This is a genomic window from Niallia sp. FSL W8-0951 (assembly GCF_038006525.1).
GTDB classification, from domain to species: Bacteria; Bacillota; Bacilli; order Bacillales; family Cytobacillaceae; genus Niallia; species Niallia circulans.
Map to the genome: position 1 here is coordinate 2,990,498 of NZ_JBBOVK010000001.1, position 18,326 is coordinate 3,008,823.

The 18,326-nt window shown below is 31.8% G+C and carries 16 protein-coding genes; all 16 read right to left on the reverse strand.

Annotated elements, in window-relative coordinates:
• Positions 1 to 56: 56 nt before the first annotated feature.
• The gene (gene pseC, locus NSS71_RS14880) at positions 57 to 1,244 is read right to left on the reverse strand and encodes a UDP-4-amino-4,6-dideoxy-N-acetyl-beta-L-altrosamine transaminase (RefSeq protein WP_341116365.1); all 1,188 of its coding nucleotides are present in this window, start codon (positions 1,242 to 1,244) and stop codon (positions 57 to 59) included.
• Between the two features lie 30 nt (positions 1,245 to 1,274).
• Entirely contained in the window at positions 1,275 to 2,213 is a 939-nt protein-coding gene (locus tag NSS71_RS14885; protein WP_341151791.1) for an SDR family NAD(P)-dependent oxidoreductase, read from the reverse strand.
• Between the two features lie 12 nt (positions 2,214 to 2,225).
• The gene (pseI, locus tag NSS71_RS14890) at positions 2,226 to 3,278 is read right to left on the reverse strand and encodes a pseudaminic acid synthase (RefSeq protein ID WP_095258495.1); all 1,053 of its coding nucleotides are present in this window, start codon (positions 3,276 to 3,278) and stop codon (positions 2,226 to 2,228) included.
• Positions 3,275 to 4,324 carry a UDP-2,4-diacetamido-2,4,6-trideoxy-beta-L-altropyranose hydrolase gene (gene pseG / locus NSS71_RS14895; protein WP_095258561.1) on the reverse strand — a complete coding sequence of 350 codons (1,050 nt, stop codon included), beginning with the start codon at positions 4,322 to 4,324 and terminating at the stop codon, positions 3,275 to 3,277. The genes pseI and pseG overlap by 4 nt, the downstream gene beginning before the upstream one ends.
• 1 nt (position 4,325) lies before the next feature.
• Positions 4,326 to 5,051, reverse strand: coding sequence for a cytidylyltransferase domain-containing protein (locus NSS71_RS14900; RefSeq protein ID WP_095258494.1), 726 nt, complete (start codon positions 5,049 to 5,051; stop codon positions 4,326 to 4,328).
• 23 nt (positions 5,052 to 5,074) lie between these two features.
• Positions 5,075 to 5,731, reverse strand: coding sequence for an HAD family hydrolase (locus NSS71_RS14905; RefSeq protein ID WP_095258493.1), 657 nt, complete (start codon positions 5,729 to 5,731; stop codon positions 5,075 to 5,077).
• A complete protein-coding gene (locus NSS71_RS14910) occupies positions 5,728 to 6,666 on the reverse strand; it encodes an ATP-grasp domain-containing protein (protein WP_095258492.1) in 939 nt (312 codons plus the stop codon). The genes NSS71_RS14905 and NSS71_RS14910 overlap by 4 nt, the downstream gene beginning before the upstream one ends.
• Before the next feature lie 28 nt (positions 6,667 to 6,694).
• Entirely contained in the window at positions 6,695 to 7,387 is a 693-nt protein-coding gene (locus tag NSS71_RS14915) for a CDP-alcohol phosphatidyltransferase family protein (protein ID WP_341151792.1), read from the reverse strand.
• A complete protein-coding gene (locus NSS71_RS14920) occupies positions 7,371 to 8,819 on the reverse strand; it encodes a CDP-glycerol glycerophosphotransferase family protein (protein ID WP_142300794.1) in 1,449 nt (482 codons plus the stop codon). Before NSS71_RS14920 ends, NSS71_RS14915 begins: the two co-directional genes overlap by 17 nt.
• Before the next feature lie 34 nt (positions 8,820 to 8,853).
• Entirely contained in the window at positions 8,854 to 9,861 is a 1,008-nt protein-coding gene (locus tag NSS71_RS14925; RefSeq protein ID WP_251688243.1) for a glycosyltransferase, read from the reverse strand.
• A 25-nt stretch (positions 9,862 to 9,886) separates the two neighbouring features.
• Entirely contained in the window at positions 9,887 to 11,311 is a 1,425-nt protein-coding gene (locus NSS71_RS14930) for a CDP-glycerol glycerophosphotransferase family protein (RefSeq protein ID WP_341132967.1), read from the reverse strand.
• A gap of 67 nt (positions 11,312 to 11,378) precedes the next feature.
• Entirely contained in the window at positions 11,379 to 12,416 is a 1,038-nt protein-coding gene (locus tag NSS71_RS14935; RefSeq protein ID WP_341151793.1) for a TylF/MycF/NovP-related O-methyltransferase, read from the reverse strand.
• Positions 12,417 to 12,444: 28 nt separating this feature from the next.
• Positions 12,445 to 15,276: a 6-hydroxymethylpterin diphosphokinase MptE-like protein gene (locus tag NSS71_RS14940; RefSeq protein WP_341132969.1), complete on the reverse strand. Its 2,832-nt coding sequence runs from the start codon at positions 15,274 to 15,276 to the stop codon at positions 12,445 to 12,447.
• 54 nt (positions 15,277 to 15,330) lie between these two features.
• Positions 15,331 to 16,338, reverse strand: coding sequence for a UDP-N-acetylglucosamine 4,6-dehydratase family protein (locus tag NSS71_RS14945; protein WP_341132970.1), 1,008 nt, complete (start codon positions 16,336 to 16,338; stop codon positions 15,331 to 15,333).
• Positions 16,339 to 16,353: 15 nt separating this feature from the next.
• Positions 16,354 to 16,944, reverse strand: a complete 591-nt coding sequence (locus tag NSS71_RS14950) for a hypothetical protein (RefSeq protein ID WP_095258480.1) — start codon at positions 16,942 to 16,944, stop codon at positions 16,354 to 16,356.
• 155 nt (positions 16,945 to 17,099) lie between these two features.
• Positions 17,100 to 18,224, reverse strand: a complete 1,125-nt coding sequence (locus NSS71_RS14955; protein WP_095258478.1) for a flagellin N-terminal helical domain-containing protein — start codon at positions 18,222 to 18,224, stop codon at positions 17,100 to 17,102.
• Positions 18,225 to 18,326: the final 102 nt, after the last annotated feature.

An 18,326-nucleotide genomic window follows, 5' to 3' on the forward strand; every position in this document is an offset into this window, starting at 1 on the left:
CATTTATTAACAAAAAGTTATTTCAATTGTAAATAAAATGGGATAAATAAGGAAAATTACCTTACTTTCGAAAAATAGCCTATTACTTTCTGTACAGCTTTTATTACAGATCGCACATCTTCCTCTGTCATTTTCGGAAATAAAGGAAGTGTAATCGCTTCTTCATAGTAGAGTTCAGCGTGAGGACAAATCCCCTTCTTATATCCTAAGTTTTGGTAATAAGCTAAAGTATGGACTGGGATATAATGAACATGCACACCTATATTTTCAGCACGTAAAGCTTCAAATATAGTCTTTCTATCTACACTTAAACTGTCTAATCGCAATCGAAGCATGTATAAATGCCAACTTGATTCACCAGCTGCCTCTTGAAAAGGTACCACTACATTCGGAATGTTATGAAAAGCAGCTGTATATTGATTAGCAATCTCTCTGCGTCTTTTTACAAAACTATCAAGTCTTTTTAATTGAGAACATCCTAAACTAGCTTGTATATCTGTCATTCGGTAGTTCATACCTAAATCAACCATTTCATAGCTCCATGGTCCCTCATCCTCTTTTAAAGTATCCTTCGTGATGCCATGTGATCGAAATAATCGAAGTTTTTTTGCATATTCTTCTGAATTAGTGACAATAATGCCACCTTCACCTGTCGTTATATGCTTGACAGGATGAAAGCTGAACATCGTCATATCAGCTTGAGAACCAACCTTTTCTCCCTTATAGGAAGCACCAATCGAATGTGCACCGTCTTCTATAAAAACTAAATGATACTTTTTACATAACGCTTTGATTCCATCTAAATCCGCCGGCTGTCCTGTATAATCTACAGCAATAACTGCCTTTGTTTTAGAGGTAATCAGTTTTTCGATATTAATTGGGTCAATGTTATAAGTTTGTTTATCAATATCTGCAAAAACTGGTTTTCCTCCCATATAAAGAACACAGTTGGCGGACGCTGCAAATGTCATTGGGGTTGTAATGACTTCATCTCCATCACCTATGCCAGCTGCATAACAAGCACCATGCAGAGCAGCTGTGCCATTTATAAAAGCAACGGCATATTTTGTGCCGACATATTCTGCTATCGCTTGTTCAAATTGATCAATTTTAGGACCCTGTGTTAAATAAGGACTTTGCAATGTTTCTACAACTGCCTGTACATCTTCTTCTGTAATCCATTGTTGGCCATACGACAGAAACTCCTGTCTTACTGGTTGGCCTCCATACAATGCTAATTCCATTTCATTTTCCTCCTTTGGAAAAAAGCCACCTTACATCAGGTGACTTTTAATCCATTCTTCCGTTTCTCTTAATCCTGCTTCTAACGTATACTTAGGGCTCCAATTTAATAATTGTTTTGCCTTATCATAATTGCATAAAAGCTTTTGAATCTCACTTTGCGGATGAATATGTTCAATGTGTTTAATACGGTCCGAATCTCCAACAATTTTAAGGGCCAGTTCATTGATAGAAACGTCTCTTCCTAAGCCAGCATTTACAATTTCTCCGTTTACAGCATCTGAATATCCAGCATTCACAACAAACTCTGCACAATCTTCCACATATAATAAATCTCTTGTTTGCGTTCCCTCACCATATATATGAAGCTGCTCTCCAGCTATTTTTTTCTTCAGAAAAATGGCTACTACGCCACCTTCTCCTCCAGTTTTCTGAAAAGGTCCATATGTATTAAACGGACGGATTACAACAGTCGGCAAACCGTAAGCATGATAATAAGACAATACCATATTTTCCGCTGCAATTTTACTTCCTGCATAAGGAGAAGCTGGTTTAATTGCATGCTGTTCTGTAATCCCTGTTTCATCGGTACATTGATCATACACCATACATGTACTCATAAATACAACCTTTGTGTTGGTTTTTCTACACTGTTCCAATACATAGAAAGTCCCGATAGTATCGTTGTTAAAAGTTGTTCGAGGATCATCAATCGAATCTTGGACATTAATCGATGCTCCAAGATGATAGCAAATATCAAAGGATGTTTTAGCAAACAATTTCTTTAACAATGCCTCATCCTTAATATCGCCAATAATGAATTCCTCTAGTTGATCTTTAAATTCCTCAATATTTTTATCACTGCCATTAGATAAATCATCTAAAATCCAGACTTTATGTCCATCTGCCAGCAACTTCTTTGCTACAGCTCTGCCAATAAAGCCTGCTCCGCCTGTTAATAGAATATTCATAATGTCCCCTTTCTATAGTAAATCCCATTGTAATGGAGTTCCTTTTTTTAAAGAACTCTTCGCTTTTTTTCCTAAAATAGTTTGTAAGTGTTTTGGGGGTAAACCGTACCCTGGACGGATAGGTCGGATGTTATCTTTTGTAAATAATTCTCCTTCTTCTATATCCTTAATAATATAAAGAGATCTTCTATCTTTTAATGATGGCAATTCATCTTTAGTGGGTCCATAACTAATCTTCCCTAAGCTTTTCCATGCTCTTTCAGTTTCTAAAACCAACGCCTTCATTTCATCAGGTTCCATTGAAAACGCAGCATCAGTTCCACCAGAGGATCTTGAAATAGTAAAATGTTTTTCAATGACTGTTGCTCCCAAAACTACACTTGCTACTCCTACTCCTATTCCCATCGTATGGTCACTCAAGCCTACTTCACATTGAAATAAATCTTTCATATGAGGAATCGTTAATAAATTTGAATTATCAGGAGATGCTGGATACGTACTTGTACATTTTAATAAAATTATATCTTTAGCTCCTGCATCCCTGGCAGCCTTTAACGTATCATCTAATTCCCCAGCAGTTGCTAAACCAGTAGAAATGATTATTGGTTTACCTGTCTTTGCAACCTTTTGGATAAGTGGAATGTCAGTATTTTCAAAAGATGCTATTTTATAACACGGGACATCTAGCGTTTCAAGAAAATCAACTGCTGTTTCATCAAACGGTGAACTAAAAGCAATTAATCCTAACTGATGACATCTTTCAAAAATCTCTTTGTGCCATTCCCAAGGAGTGTATGCTTTCTTATATAGATCATGGTAAGTTTGGCCTTTCCATAAACTTTCTGGATTATCAATCATAAAATCACTGTTATCTACATCTAATGTCATAGTATCTGCAGTATAAGTTTGCAGTTTTAAAGCATCAACTCCCGCTTCTGCTGCAGCTTCTACTATTTGAAGTGCCTTTTCAAGAGATTGATTATGATTGCCGGACATTTCAGCTATAATAAATGGTTTATGATTTTCCCCTATCATCCTGCCAGCAATATTTATTTCATTGTTCATGATTTTTCCTCCATAATAGCCTCAATTACAGGTTTTTTTACATATGTTTCATTAACATTCATCAGATTTCTTGCCTTTTCCTTAACTTTTCCCAACTTTTCTTTTCCTTTTAAAATATTTTCTAGCATGTGAGATAAATCATTTTCTTTGACTTCAGTATGCCACCCCATATTCCAAATTGCCCCATACTGAGAAGCCGCAACTACCGACGCTCTTTGATTTTCTTCTACTATAGTGACAATTGTTGGCAGACCAAGATAACATCTTTCCCACATGGTTACTCCTCCAGCTCCTAAAGAAAGATCTGCTTGTCTCATTAAATCAGCTAAGTAGTCAATTTGTAAATAATAGTAATAACCATTCATCTCACATTTTTCTCTAATATGTTCCTTATTAATATTTGATTGTCCGGTAACTACATGCACTTTTATTTTTGAAGTATCTAGATCAGATAAGGCATTAATAGCTTTATCTGTTTCATTTGTTGGATCAGAGCCTCCATAAAAAATTAATATATCATGAACTTGTTTATCTTTTTTTTGTTTTCCAGTGCCTTTTTTATAAAATTCTGGTCGTAAAAGTAAATATTTCGGACCTAATAACTGTTTGCATTCCTTTGGAACTAATTTTACATATCTGTTCGTAAAATCCTTAACATAGTTTTGATCAAGTAAGATATCACAATCATGCTTTCTATTTGCTAAATCATCAATTACCATAATTTTTATGTTAGGGAAGTTACAACGAATTTCTTTTTCCCATTTTATATCAATTTGATAATGATCAATTATTAGTAAATCACAATTTATTTTTTTTAATATTTCTACAACATGATCCGTTTTCTTACTATCATCAATAAGATTTAAATATACATTAAATCCTTGCTGAATAATTAATTCAGACAAATCCCCTTCTGCCTTATTGCATATAAAGGAAACTTTTATTCCTTCTTCTCTTAGCATATGGGCTAAAGTAAGGCAACGCATAACATGGCCAGAACCAATTAGATAAGATGCATCAGCTCGAATAACAACATCTTCTATCATATTAAATAACCGGCTTTTGTTTAATATGAGAATTAATTTTTGCAATATCTGGATGTTCTTTGAGGTATTTCACGACATCTGTTGCTGATATTAAAGTGTCATTGTAGAAATAATCGGCAATTTTACAACAAAGTTCATAATCCTCATTCGTATCCAAGGTTATTCTTAAGGATGGCTCTTGAATTGTTTTCAAAGCTTCTATCTCAGTCCATGTAAATTCAGATGAATTTTCATAAGCATAGTAGGTGACATGTTCTCTATGTCGTTCTTCCCTTCCATGCTGGTGTATATATAATAATGAAGAATAAGAACATAACTCTACAGCTAGGCCTCTCGGTAAGTTACCATTAATCCGTATAAAGTCTTTCCTATCCTTTGTCATTTTCTCAATCATTTTACTACCTAGATTATAATCAACAAAAGGACAATCCGCAGTCACTCTCATTACCATATCTGGCTGATATGGTTGTGCTGCCTTTACATATCTATCAAGCACATCCGTTTCAGATCCTCTATAACATAAAACATTTTGTTTTAAACACCATTCTTCTACAATATTATCTTGAGCAAGTGTTGAAGTCGCAATAATAACTTGATCAATTCCTCTGATTCTTTTACATCTTTCAACTACATAAGTTAAAACATTTACTTCTCCAAGAGGTTTTAATATTTTCCCGGGTAATCTTGATGATCCCATACGAGCCTGAATAATTACAATCGTCTTCATTTTTTACCACCTTACAATTATTGTTACAGAAAAAACTTTAAGTCCTGCAAAGTTTTTATCCGATCATCAGCCTCATATTCTTCTGGCATCTCAATATGCTTATGCTGTCCTGTCATTATACGAATTGTTTTAAAGCCAAGGGGCTTTATGCCAACAAAGTCTTTTCTCGGGTTATCTCCTACATAAACAATATCTTGTGATTCTACTTTTTCTTGTCTCATTATATGTGTAAAGCAATATGGCGAAGGTTTCGCATTCTTTTTTCCATATCGATGAGTTACATAACAATGCTTCATTATCGGATAAAGACCTAACGCTTCTAACTTATTATGCTGTACAATTTTATTTCCATCAGTCACAATATAAAGAGGATAATTAGAAATACTCTTTAAAAATATCAAAGTATTATCTGGCAAGGAAATATTAGGTTTATGAGTTCTATAAACCGATAGGCATTCTTTAGCAACTTTCTTTGTATAAATTCCATAATGTCTTAACACATCATCAAAAATACTACCTCTTCCGTGTGTTTGAAGACGTGACCACATCCATTTATTGGTTTCTACTTCAGCCACATTATATTTTTTTGCGATAAAAGAAGCAACTTCATGAAAACCACTCTTTACGTATGATAGCTCATCATAAAGCGTATCATCTAAATCAAAAACTATCACCTTCACATAATCAAATCCTTCTTATACCTAATTAATGTCAAGTCCTTGCTACATTGTATAAACGGATAATCATCTAAACTCTCGTTATTTGATTCTAAAATAAACCATTGAAAACTAGTTAAACCTGCTCTAACACTTAATGTTGAAGCACCACCTATTCTAGGATTACATTCAATTATCTGTGGATTATTATGCGTATCCAGTAAAATTTGAAACATAACATGACCACTTAACCCCAAATCTTCAGCTAAATTCATCGACAAATTAGTTAACTTTTCATTCTCTATGGTACGTGTAATTTGTGATTCACCGTCCACAACCATTACTCTTTCTCGTGCTATTGCTCCTTTACTTTTACCATTCCTATTAACATATACATCTACGCTATACTCCTTACCTTGAATAAAAGGTTGATAGATAGGACTTTCCAAATAATTTGCTCCACTTATGGCATCTTCTTTATTTATATTTATAAGCATATTTTTAGCCCCTGATCCATATCTCTCTTTCACTACAAATCTAGAGCATTTTAAAGCATTAATATCCCTTGTTGTTTCTATCACTGGATACCCCATCTTGCGTAACTCTTTAAAAAAAAGGAATTTATCTTGCGTTATTTCAATACTTCTTTTATCAGAAACCATCACACTGATATTATTTTGTTTAAACTCCTGATAATGTTCGGCAAAGTATTTCAATTCACCATCTCTAGTAGGAAAGATTATATTCACACCTTTTTTTTTGCAAAAATTAAGTATTTCGTTTACAGACATATCTGCGAGTTTAGGCATATGCCAAAACTCATCAACGAAGTGACTTCCTACAACATGTTTATTTATATCAGCACCAATAATATATATTTCTTTTAAATTGGCAGAATCTCTGATTGAACTTATTAAAGGTACTTTACTTGATATACTCGTTATAAGAATCTTATTCAATATATATCACATTCCTAAATTTAATTTCTTAAAGTTTTTTCCTTCTATAAATTATGGAAGTTTTTACACACTCCCATACTCTGTAAATCCAATCTATATTCTTCAAAATTATTAATAGATAGATAAGTATATCTAATTCATTCATTATCGCAAACAAAGAAATCAAAAAATAAATAGTAAATATATCAAAGGAAGGGATAACCCCTCTAGTTAAAAACCACTGTTTCCATTTCGACCGAATTACTCCGTATTCTCTAATAAATGGCAATATATAGGTTTGAACTGCTAGATGATCAATAATAAATGTCAAAATTAATAATCCATCTATCCACATAGGTTCATTTGTTGCTAGAATAATTCCAATTAAAACAACAGCTCTTACAAGCCGATCTGTATATGCATCTAATTTTGCTCCAAATACTGTACATTGGTTAGTTAATCGTGCTAAATTCCCATCAGCTCCGTCAATAATGTGGTGTAACTGCAATAGTATACCGGCCAATATTAAGTGTTGGAACATCATTGATATTCCTGATCCAACACCTAAAAGGCCCGATATAATCGTCACAGTATTTGGTTTTAACCGCAAATCATATACAAGCTTTGTAAAGAATGGATCAATTAAATGAGCGTAGTATTTATTAAAAAAATATTCTTCTGGTCTTCTTTTCTGAACTACATACCGAGATCTAAACGTCCTGTAATTACTGACTATTTTCATTACTATTTACACTCCGAAATACTGAAATAAAATCTTCTCCACTTCTTAAACCAGCGTTTTCTAAAAAAGAGATTATTTCTTTTTGATGACTCGCAACAGTTATTAATATCTTTCCTTTTACTTGCGGAGGAATGACCTCAGTGTTCTGCACCAATTTCCCGTGTTTATTTATATCTGAATCATAAATGCTAGAAATATTGAAGCCTTTTGCTGTGATCCAAGAATACAGAACCTGTCCAATTTCTCCAGCTCCCCAAATTGTTAAATGATCATTTTTATTGCGAAGAATAAAATGATCAATCTTTTCATCATCTAATATATGAAAATCTTTAGCATCCTTCGATTGTATTTCAGTAGAAGCCAATATCTCTTTCAATGCATTTACCGCTCTTTTAGGAGCTTTACTATCATTGAAGCTATATAATTCTTTTAAAAGACCAGAATAAGGAACTTCTTCATTTTTCATAGAAGTTTCTATCAAATCTTGTAATCTATTTATATCTTGTGTATGAGGAAGTATGTTTCTGACCTTTATATCAAGACTTTCTAAGTTACTTTCATCCTCTTTTTCTTTTGTGTATACCGCTATATTTTTCATATTTTGCAAATTGGTAAATCCAGTATTCACCTTATTTTGATAAGGGTCTAACAATACTATAGGCTTCTTAAAAAGCATTGCATCAAAAATTGCTCCACTATGATCACTGATTACAGCATCACATTGACTCAACAAATCAAAAAGGTCATACTGTTCATCAAATATAAAGACATCTTCTGACTTTAGAAATTCATCCATTTTTATCTTATTATCGGAAAGCACATTACCATGGTGCAATTTTATTAAAACTGTATAATTTTCTTTTAGTTTCTCAAGCGAGGTACTAAAAAGGTTTAAAGATGATAAATCTGCCCATGTAGGACAATAGACCACAACAGGCTTTTTTACTAGTTTTCGACTAAATAACTTACCCTGGATATCCAAGATTTCTTGTTTATAATTTACTCTATTTCTTGGATGACCTATGTTTATAACTTTGCTGAATTTTGATAATCTTTTTTCAGCATAGGGTCCATAACTTAAAATCAGATCAAATCCTTTATTCCATTCAGCATAATTCCAACGGTCCTTAGCATAACCATAAAGACATCTAACTTTTATTATCTTATTATCCAATAATTGAAATCCTGGTAAAAAATATGGGGCAATAATCATATCGAATGAAATTTGATTACCAAACACCTCTTCAAAGCTACAATAATTTATGTCATTATTCTGAAAGTACTCTTCCAGCTTTTCAAATCGACCATTTACGTGTCTAGGTGTATAAATGATAAACATTACTTCCATTTCATTTTTCCTAAGCTCTATAGCAATCCGTTTAAGATGTATATAATGGAAAATGTTTGTGCAAGCTATTCCTATTTGTTTCAAAATATAATCTCTTCCTTTTGTATTTATAATATTCTTATCTATATACCATGAAGTCCACTTCTGATTGATAATCAAATTGTTGAAGATAATCAATAATTTGAAACATTCCTGGCTGAGAAGCAACTATTACTTTATTAATTTTTTTATTATCGATAATATCGGGTGAATACACTTCCATGCCATCAATAAGCTTCCCTTGTAATTCAGGGTTCGAATCAATATACCCCCGTAAATGCCAACCTCGCTTAACTAATACCTCATTTACTGACTTTCCAAATTCTCCAGATCCCCAAATATAGATTGACTGATTATTTTTAAATCGATTTAATTGCTTTTCTTTGATTAAAAACGCACATTCATCTAATGTGTATTTTTTTCGGACAGTGGTAGAATTTAAAGATACTCTTATTTTAACTAAAAATTCATTTAAACTTCCCATTAACAACTTGTCCTCATTAAGTCGATAAAATAAATCATAATCCTCAAACAATGGAAGATTACGATAACGATACTTTTTTAATACCTCCAATTTAATCATCATTGTTGTATGAGATATACAACAAAACCACTTTAATCTTTCAGCTATTTGTTCTTCATTTAAAGTTGAATTTTTATATGGTTCTATATATTTTTTAAATGTCTTGTATCTTTGACTTTTTTCTATTTCCAAAGTATCTGGGAAGTACTCACAAAGAGTTTTAGATAGGGTCATTTTTGGAGTAGTTAACATAAAAGATAACTGCTTTTCAAATCTTTCTGGATGCTGAACATCATCGGCATCAATTTTCACTACATAATCTCCGATACTTTTATCAATACCAAAATTCAACGCTTTTGGTATACCAACGTTTTTTTCCAGAAAGAAAACTTTCATCCGATTATCCTTATAACTTTTGAGGATATCAACTGTTCCATCATTGGAGCCATCATCCACAACAATAAATTCAAAATCGGTAAAAGACTGGTTTAAAACACTATCAATTGTCTCTTTGATATGTTTTGCACCATTATATACTGACATAAGAGCTGTTAATTGTACCAATTAGCTTCACCCTCTTTTTATAGATTCAAAGGCTTTTTGCCATTAAGTATTCATCAATACTATCCCATACTCGCTGACTAGCTTTATTATCCAAAAACTTAAACACTAAATTCCTTATTCTCTCTCTATGATCAATATATGGATCAATACCATCTATTAAGGAATAAATATTACTCTTAAGCTCTTCAAAACTATTAACTGTAGGACCAGGAGTAAAATATTGATAAGGCTCTAACATGAATCCTCTATTTTCTGTATATTCATCCAAATCTGTTGGTGCAAAAATTACTGGTAAATCAATTAGTAAAGTGTCAAAAAATATGGATGAATAATCTGTAATTAATAGTTTTCCACAGCCTAATAATTCATATAGATGTATTTTATTCATCTTCAATATATCTTCTGAAAGTAGAAATATCCTTTTTTCTTTAAAAATCTCTAAATCTTTAAATTGGTTATACTCATAAGGGTGTAGTTTAACTATTAGAAAGAGATTTTTTTCTTCTAACATTTTAATTAGTTTCTTTTTACTTTCATCTTTAAACCCTATTAGCTTTTTCCATTCTTTATTAGTTTCAACTTGTGAATTTTTACCTTTCCGCCATGTTGGCAAATAGAAAACTATATTAGCAAAGTCTAAATTCTGCTCTACTACTTTTTCCAATTTTCCCAAACTGTTTTTTTCAAAAAGCAAATCATTTCGCGGCATCCCAGTTATCTTATATTTGTTAGAATTAGTTGGAAAACAACTATTAAAAAAGGTACTATAAAGTTGGGAATAAGACATAATTAATTGAATTTGGTCTGATCGTTGCTTTATATGATTAATTAAGTCTTCTGTTACTCCACTTTCCTGAAGATATCCCATTTTTTTCAGAGGAAACCCATGCCACATTTCAATATTTATATGACTTCCATCATACAAACCATCAAAGTGAGAAGAGCACAAAACATCAAAGTCCATAAGCTCTCCCACATTTTTTTCTTCAATTAAAGATACATCGTATTTCCCCTTAAATTCTATAGGCATATACTTATATAAAGCATATCCATTATAATTTGAATAATTGTAATTTATAATGCCTATTTTTATTTTTCGACCATTAGGTTTGTTATCGAGAGTAATAGACTTTAAGATTTCATTATAGTTTTTAGTCATATTATAATGATGGACAGCTATATCCATTGGAACTATTTTTTTATGATGGATTCCCATATCTAATAATTGGCTATATATCTCGCTTGAGAATTGACTTGCAATAACGACATAATCAAAATTTCGCTTTACTATTTCACTAGCTGAGAAAACAACATGGTTTCGAAAGGTCAAATTATGCTTACTTTCGTTATTATCACTAAAGCCAATAATATTCACTTTAGCAAAATCAAGAATCTCCAAGAGCTTCTCTGAACTACTACCAGTTCCAAAAATAATAATATTAAGTTTCATACATACACCTTCACTATTAATATAACGTTTAACGTATTTATTTTAAGGATATGACTTATTCAAGCAACTATTTCGTAATTAAAACACTTCCAAAATAATCACTAATTGGAGTATAACTGATGTTTTCATTTTCACAATAATCTCGCACAGCACTTTTTACACCCTTATATTTATCAAAATTATAGTCATGAATTAAAATATAGCCACCTTTTGATAAACGCTTATAAAAATATTTTAGCCCTTCTAATGTAGGCTGGTACAAATCTACATCAATGCTGACAAAGGAAAAGCATTCATCCTCTAATCCAATAGTAGTCTCAGGAAAGTAGCCTTTTCTTACAATAATATTGTCTGGATTTTTAATTTTTTTCAAAACAATTTCTAAATTAGTATCCTCAAATCTTCCAGCTTTAGCTATAGAATAATTATTTATTTCTTCCAAATGTATGTCTTTTTCTGAAAAGCCTTCAAATGTATCAAATAAATAGAATTTTTTTTGAGGAAATAGATCTCTAATAATTTTTGTAAAGTCGCCTTGATATACTCCTAATTCAGCTATGCTTCCTTTTACTTGCTTATATTCAAGTTCACGTGATAATAATTCAAGAGTAGATAAACGAACATAATCATTTCCCTTTAAGGCATAGTCTGGATATTCCATTAAATTGATCTTTCGACTTTCCCTAATACCTTGATTTATGGAGTATAGGCCAAAGTCATTAAATATCTCAGGCAAATATTCAGGTTTTAAGGCCTTTTTATATCTCTCATATTCTTGATTTTTTTTCACATAAAATTCTCTAAACTGTTTTTGCTGCATTGTTCGACGCAAAGGGATGATTATTTTTTTATTATCAATTCCCAATTTCAGCAATTGATTTTGCATTTCTTCAGCGTAAGTAGAACTTCCAATAATGATAAAGTCAAAATCATATAGCCCTAAATCGTTTGGTGATATGATTTGTTTATTATTATATTCCACTTTTTCAACTAACTTTTTATTATCAATATATCCTTCAATTGATACTTGATCTGTGTTGATATACTTTAAGATTTTTTCGGCTCCCAATCCTGTTCCGAAAATAAACACTTTGATTTTTTCCAATTGGATTACCATCTTTCATATTATACTTTTATTTTTTTATAATTAGCGCTGGTCTAAAACCCAATAGTCTCTGAATATCTTTTTCATCAATTTTAAAAAGGGTATTTTCTTTAATAATATTCATTTCGTTGTTTGTATAATAGCTATATGCAGCTGCTTTACCTTCCTCATCTATATAACTATGTAAACCATATGACTTATCTACATTTCTTTCATGATTCCAGACAGTTTCATCATTGGCTACGATAGTATTACTCAAATTTGAATTTTGGATATATAAAACCCATTCATCAATATCTCTAGTAACTTGGGGCAACCGAATTCTTGTATTCAATAAATTATCAATATGAACATTTTGATTCAGACCTTCTTTCAGCCTTTTAAAACTTACATAGTTTTGTATATTTCGATCAGCAATTAATTTTTTATTGGCCCCATCTTCATCTACCATAATAAAATAAAAATCTCCATTCGGATTTCCCATTGACTCATTTGAAATAAAATCAACTGTTTCTTTTCCAAGATTATCAAATGTTCCAATTCTATTATATGTTGCAGTATAGTGGCAGCGAATTTTTTTACCGATTTCTAGTTCGTCTATCGTAGTTACTTCATTTACATGTAGTACTCTTTCGTTTTCTTCCACTTCTACACCTAAAAACCAGAATATAGATCTCTCTAATAAACGGATCTCAACCTGATGCTCTTGGTTTTCAAGATTATTAATCTCAAAAACACTAGCTTTAATTCCGCTACTATTTTTAGTATTGCTATTAACAACCTCTCCATCAATTAATACTTGTATACTGTTATTGTCCGTTACTTTTCTACCTATAATTCGCAGATACTTACCGGTAAATCTAAACTTTATTGTGGAGTAATCAGTATTCATTTCTTCTTTAAATAAGTAAATTCCACTATTTCTATATCTCTTTTCTACATGCCCTGTAAAACTAAAACACCCATTATATACATCATAATATTTATAACACTTATGATTTATATTTTTATATAACTGGTAATGTTCTCTTAAAATAAGTTCAGTAATCCGCTCAATTGTTCCGTTACATCTCTCTAAAAACGGTCTAAAGGACTCAATTAAAATTTTTGCTTTTTCTATAACATTACTTTGTTTTCTTATATTTGCAGCTTTTAAGCTTAGTGATTGAAAATGAGAACGATTTATCGGATAAATATAAGTAACATAACACTCATTCATAATGATTTTTTTCATTATTTTATCAAATTTTTGGAATTTTTTTGGAAGTTGTGAAATGTTTTTCTTCACTAGTTTATTTTCAATCTCACTTAAAACTACTAAAATTTCCTTATATAACTTTTGAAAATTCTCCATGGATTGTTCCATTTTGTTAATATACTTCAATAAGTGTCCATCACTATATTCATTTTGTATAGTTTGAAACCAATTTTCTTGCACCACAGCAGAACACAGTCTATTTTTAATGAAATCTTTTAATGGTATAAATTCAGTACCTGCGATTGCAGCTCCACCATTTGTTGTATTTATTACCTCGACATTTTTATATTTTGCAATATAGTACTCCATATTCTCCAGCATATTAATGAAAGAAGGAGTGGATTCTATATCCCTTCCATATACATCTTTTACAATAATAGTGTTCGCTCGATCAGTTTCTTGTAATTGAAAAGACCTGCCTAGACCTTTGTACTCAACTTCTTTAGAATAATATTGATTATTTCTGAAAGCTAAATTTTGACCAACGAATACCACTGGAGAACATCCTAACTTAGCTGCTAATTGGAATGTCACAGAAGCAATTGTTGGAGCATCTTCGATAAATTCAAAGTTCATTCCATTTTGATTTTGCAAATAATATTTACTTACTGTATCTTGGCTTGTAAACATATGCAACTTCGGGCCACGATATAAATTTAACGTTTCAAAACCCACGCTCGTACCATATATCATGGGAATAGATTCAATCCCTTTTTCTATAATACTTGAATACACATTATGGTTATGGCCTTGTGGATCATAAGTAGTTACTGCATCTGGTATGATATCTTGAGCAATTAGAGCTTTATTAGCGGAACCAACGGCAAAAATATAGGCTAGTTTATGTTGTTTTATATATCTTAAATTTTCATATTCTTCTTCTAAAGACGGACCAGCTGAAACAATAATTAAAGGTTTTTGCTTAAAGAGTTTTTTATATGCCTGATTTAAGATATTTGGAGAATTTACCGTTGTAGAAAGATTTGAAAGACTATTTATTGTCCACCTTGTACTAAATTTAGTATCGATATAAAGTGATTGTTTTTTATATTCAACTGCCATTTTAAAGTCTTCCATAAAATCTGCAAATTCATCTTTAAAAATTTGTTGATAACTCGGTAAAATAATTAATAAAATTCTTTCCTGTATTTCTTCTGTTAATTTTATTAAAAAATTTTGGCCCGCTTCTCTGGATGTTTCGACAAATATATTCTTTATTCTGTATAAAGGTATTTCTACATGGTCAGCATATAATTTAAATATATTGATTTTAGGCTCATAAATAGAGAAATTAAACATGGGATTACGCTTTGTAAAAGCCTCAATATGATAACCTAAGCCAACACCATAGAATAATACATGGTCATAATCACCCATATTCTCTTGGAACTGCTCAATAAATTTTTCCGCTTCACTTTTCGGGTCATATTTGCTATGAAGAAATCGTGAACGGTCATCTTTATTTACTTGTATAGTAGGCATACCCGTTCGTGTTTCAATTACTTGATAACTGGTATCATCTTCTTCTATTGAATCTATTTTTATTAAATTGAAAAGACTTGGATTGTATTCTCTTAAAATAGATAAATTTTTGCTTTTCAAATTATCATATCCTTTATTATTAATTATTAATTAAAAAGTTTTTCATTCACCAAATCAGAGAATCATTTCCTTTAATATCCAATTTCTCAATATTTCTTTTTCTATTGCTTTTTCTTTTGAAACAATAGGTATTTCTTTCATTAGATAACTATCATGATTTGCCTTGTATTTGGTATATGTTGGAGGAATAATATACATATTATTTGTTTCATATGCAATTCTTATTTCATCTTCTGTCATGAGTTCTTCATACATTTTTTCCCCTGGCCTTAAGCCGATTTCTTTTATTTCAACTATATTGTTTAATTCGAATTTATTCGAAATTTCTTCCATTATAATCTCAGCTAGATCACCTAATTTAATTATTGGCATTTTTAATACAAAAACTTCTCCACCAATTGCTTTTTCATTTGCTTCGAGGATAAGGGAAATGGCTTGAGATGGAGTCATCATATAACGAAGCATTTCTTTATTGGTAATAGTTATATACCCTTTTTCCAAAATCTGCTTTTTAAACAACGGGATAACTGACCCCCTTGATCCCATTACATTGCCGAATCGAACCGAACTAAAAATGGTATTTTTAGGACCCTTTTGATAGTTGGCTGCAGAAACAAGCCTTTCAGCCGTCAATTTTGTGGCTCCATAAGCATTAGTAGGGGCAATCGCTTTATCTGTACTTGTAAACAAGACTCTTTTTACACCAGCATCTAATGCAGCTTGAATGACATTTTGTGTTCCGATGACATTTGTTTTCACTGCTTCAAAAGGATTATACTCGCACGCAGGTACATGTTTCATTGCTGCTAAATGAAACACAAAATCAATATCTTCCATTGCCATTAACAGCCTCTGCTGATCTCTCACATCACCAATTAAATACCTAATATTAGATATACTTCCCAACTCTTGCTGCAGTTCAAATTGCTTATACTCATCCCTGCTAAATATCCGAACAACTTCCGGCTCACATTTAAGAATTTCAATCAGCAGCTGTTTGCCAATTGTCCCTGTTCCGCCAATAATTAAAATCTTTTTACGATAGTATAGATTATTATCCATTTAATTAACTCTTTTCTATTTATTTATAACCTGAAATGTCTTTTCAGTGACTGATCCAATTGATTCAAATTGTGGAAGAATTTCATAAGAAATAATATCTCCAATTAAGATGTAATCATAATTTTCAATTGCATCCAGCAGGTTAGGCAATTCAACTTCGAAATGATTAGCGATATTCAATAGATTTTCCTTATACTCATTTAACTCCGTATTGCCAATACTCTTTATCGTACTATACACCCAATTTAAGCCTTCCAATAAATCTTGAAGCATGCCCCATGCTTCTTCTGTTGGGGTTTGATAAAATTGCTCTGTAAGCTGTTTAATACTTGGGATAGCACGATTACTATATTCGTTTAATGATACCGTTAAATCGTTAATAAATTCATCAATTGTTTTTGTTACTAATTCTATTTTTTCAATTGTATTGATTTGCTCCATAATTTGTTCTTCAAAATCACTATAAACTTCTTTTCCATTAATAATTAAGTGACTAAAGTATAATTTGTTTTTTTCTAAGTCCTCATTAATTTTTTGAATAAGCATATCTATATTTTCAACACTATTTTCATAAATAAGCATTTCACCGGATAAATATAATTCCATTTAGTAACCCCCAAAAACGTATTCTACTTACTATATCGGTATTATTTCAAAGAGTTGAATAAGAAATAGAAGATAAATAATGGAAGGAAAGGTATCGAAGAAAAATTAAGACAAAAAATGACTACCGAAATCTCGGTAGTCATTTGCCATTATTATTAACCTAATAATTGTAATACTGATTGTGGACGTTGGTTTGCTTGAGCAAGCATAGATTGAGATGCTTGAGAAAGGATGTTAGACTTAGTCATTTCCATCATTTCTTTCGCCATGTCTACGTCACGTACACGAGATTCAGCAGATTGTAGGTTCTCAGAAGAGTTACCTAAGTTGCTGATTGTATGCTCTAGACGGTTTTGGAATGCTCCAAGTTTAGAACGTTCAGCAGAAACTTGGTTAATAGCTGCATCGATAGTTGAAATTGCAGAAGTAGCTTTTTTATGATCACTGATATCTAAAGCATAAACTTCAGCACCAGTAGCATTACCAGCATCTGTAAGTTTATTTGCAGCACCTGAAGCAAATTTAGCATCAGAAGATTTTGCAACAAGCTCCGCACCAACAGTAGTTCCATTTTCTGTTAGTACTTTGTTTGCTCCTGTAACTTTTGCACCACTAGCTGAATTGTAGTCTTCAGTTCCAGCTGCACCGCCAGTTACCCATGCATTTTTTTGACCAGCTTGAGCTGATTGACCAATTTGAGCTGTAGATCCAGCTGTACCAGCAATTCCAAGTGCTTCTGCACGCATATCAAAAATATCAACAGTAAAGTTTTGTTGTGAGTTTGCACCAATTTGTAAGTGTAAACCATTTCCACTAGCTGTATTACCAGCAGTTGCAACTCTATTACCACTGCTTAAGCTTTGTGAACCATTCAATAATTTCTTTTGGTTAAACTCAGTATTGTTACCAATACGGTTAATTTCAGAAGTTAATTGGTTTAATTCTTTTTGTAATTCTTGACGGTCTTGATCTGTATTTGTATCGTTCGCTGCTTGTGTAGCAAGTTCACGCATACGTTGTAGAATGGAATGCGTCTCGTTTAAAGCACCTTCAGCTGTTTGGATTAATGAGATACCATCTTGAGCATTACGTTGTGCTTGATTTAAACCGCTGATTTGTCCACGCATTTTCTCAGAAATTGCTAGACCTGCTGCGTCGTCTCCTGCACGGTTAATACGTAAACCAGAAGATAATTTCTCCATAGATTTAGAAGCATTTGTTTGGTTTGCACCCATTTGGCGATAAGTATTCATCGCTGATAAGTTATGATTGATAATCATTGTTTGTTTTCCTCCCTGAATATAAATAATTCCACATCCATGTGGTTAGCCGGTCATTTCAAAAAGTCGGCCGCCTTCTTGAATTGCCGTTCTATTAAATAT

What these genes read in the sequence shown, in the direction of transcription:
- pseC (WP_341116365.1), bottom strand. Translation starts at nt 1,244, where the DNA reads ATGGAATTAGCATTGTATGGAGGCCAACCAGTAAGACAGGAGTTTCTG.
- NSS71_RS14885 (WP_341151791.1), bottom strand. Translation starts at nt 2,213, where the DNA reads ATGAATATTCTATTAACAGGCGGAGCAGGCTTTATTGGCAGAGCTGTA.
- pseI (WP_095258495.1), bottom strand. Translation starts at nt 3,278, where the DNA reads ATGAACAATGAAATAAATATTGCTGGCAGGATGATAGGGGAAAATCAT.
- pseG (WP_095258561.1), bottom strand. Translation starts at nt 4,324, where the DNA reads ATGATAGAAGATGTTGTTATTCGAGCTGATGCATCTTATCTAATTGGT.
- NSS71_RS14900 (WP_095258494.1), bottom strand. Translation starts at nt 5,051, where the DNA reads ATGAAGACGATTGTAATTATTCAGGCTCGTATGGGATCATCAAGATTA.
- NSS71_RS14915 (WP_341151792.1), bottom strand. Translation starts at nt 7,387, where the DNA reads ATGAAAATAGTCAGTAATTACAGGACGTTTAGATCTCGGTATGTAGTT.
- NSS71_RS14930 (WP_341132967.1), bottom strand. Translation starts at nt 11,311, where the DNA reads ATGAAACTTAATATTATTATTTTTGGAACTGGTAGTAGTTCAGAGAAG.
- NSS71_RS14945 (WP_341132970.1), bottom strand. Translation starts at nt 16,338, where the DNA reads ATGGATAATAATCTATACTATCGTAAAAAGATTTTAATTATTGGCGGA.
- NSS71_RS14950 (WP_095258480.1), bottom strand. Translation starts at nt 16,944, where the DNA reads ATGGAATTATATTTATCCGGTGAAATGCTTATTTATGAAAATAGTGTT.
- NSS71_RS14955 (WP_095258478.1), bottom strand. Translation starts at nt 18,224, where the DNA reads ATGATTATCAATCATAACTTATCAGCGATGAATACTTATCGCCAAATG.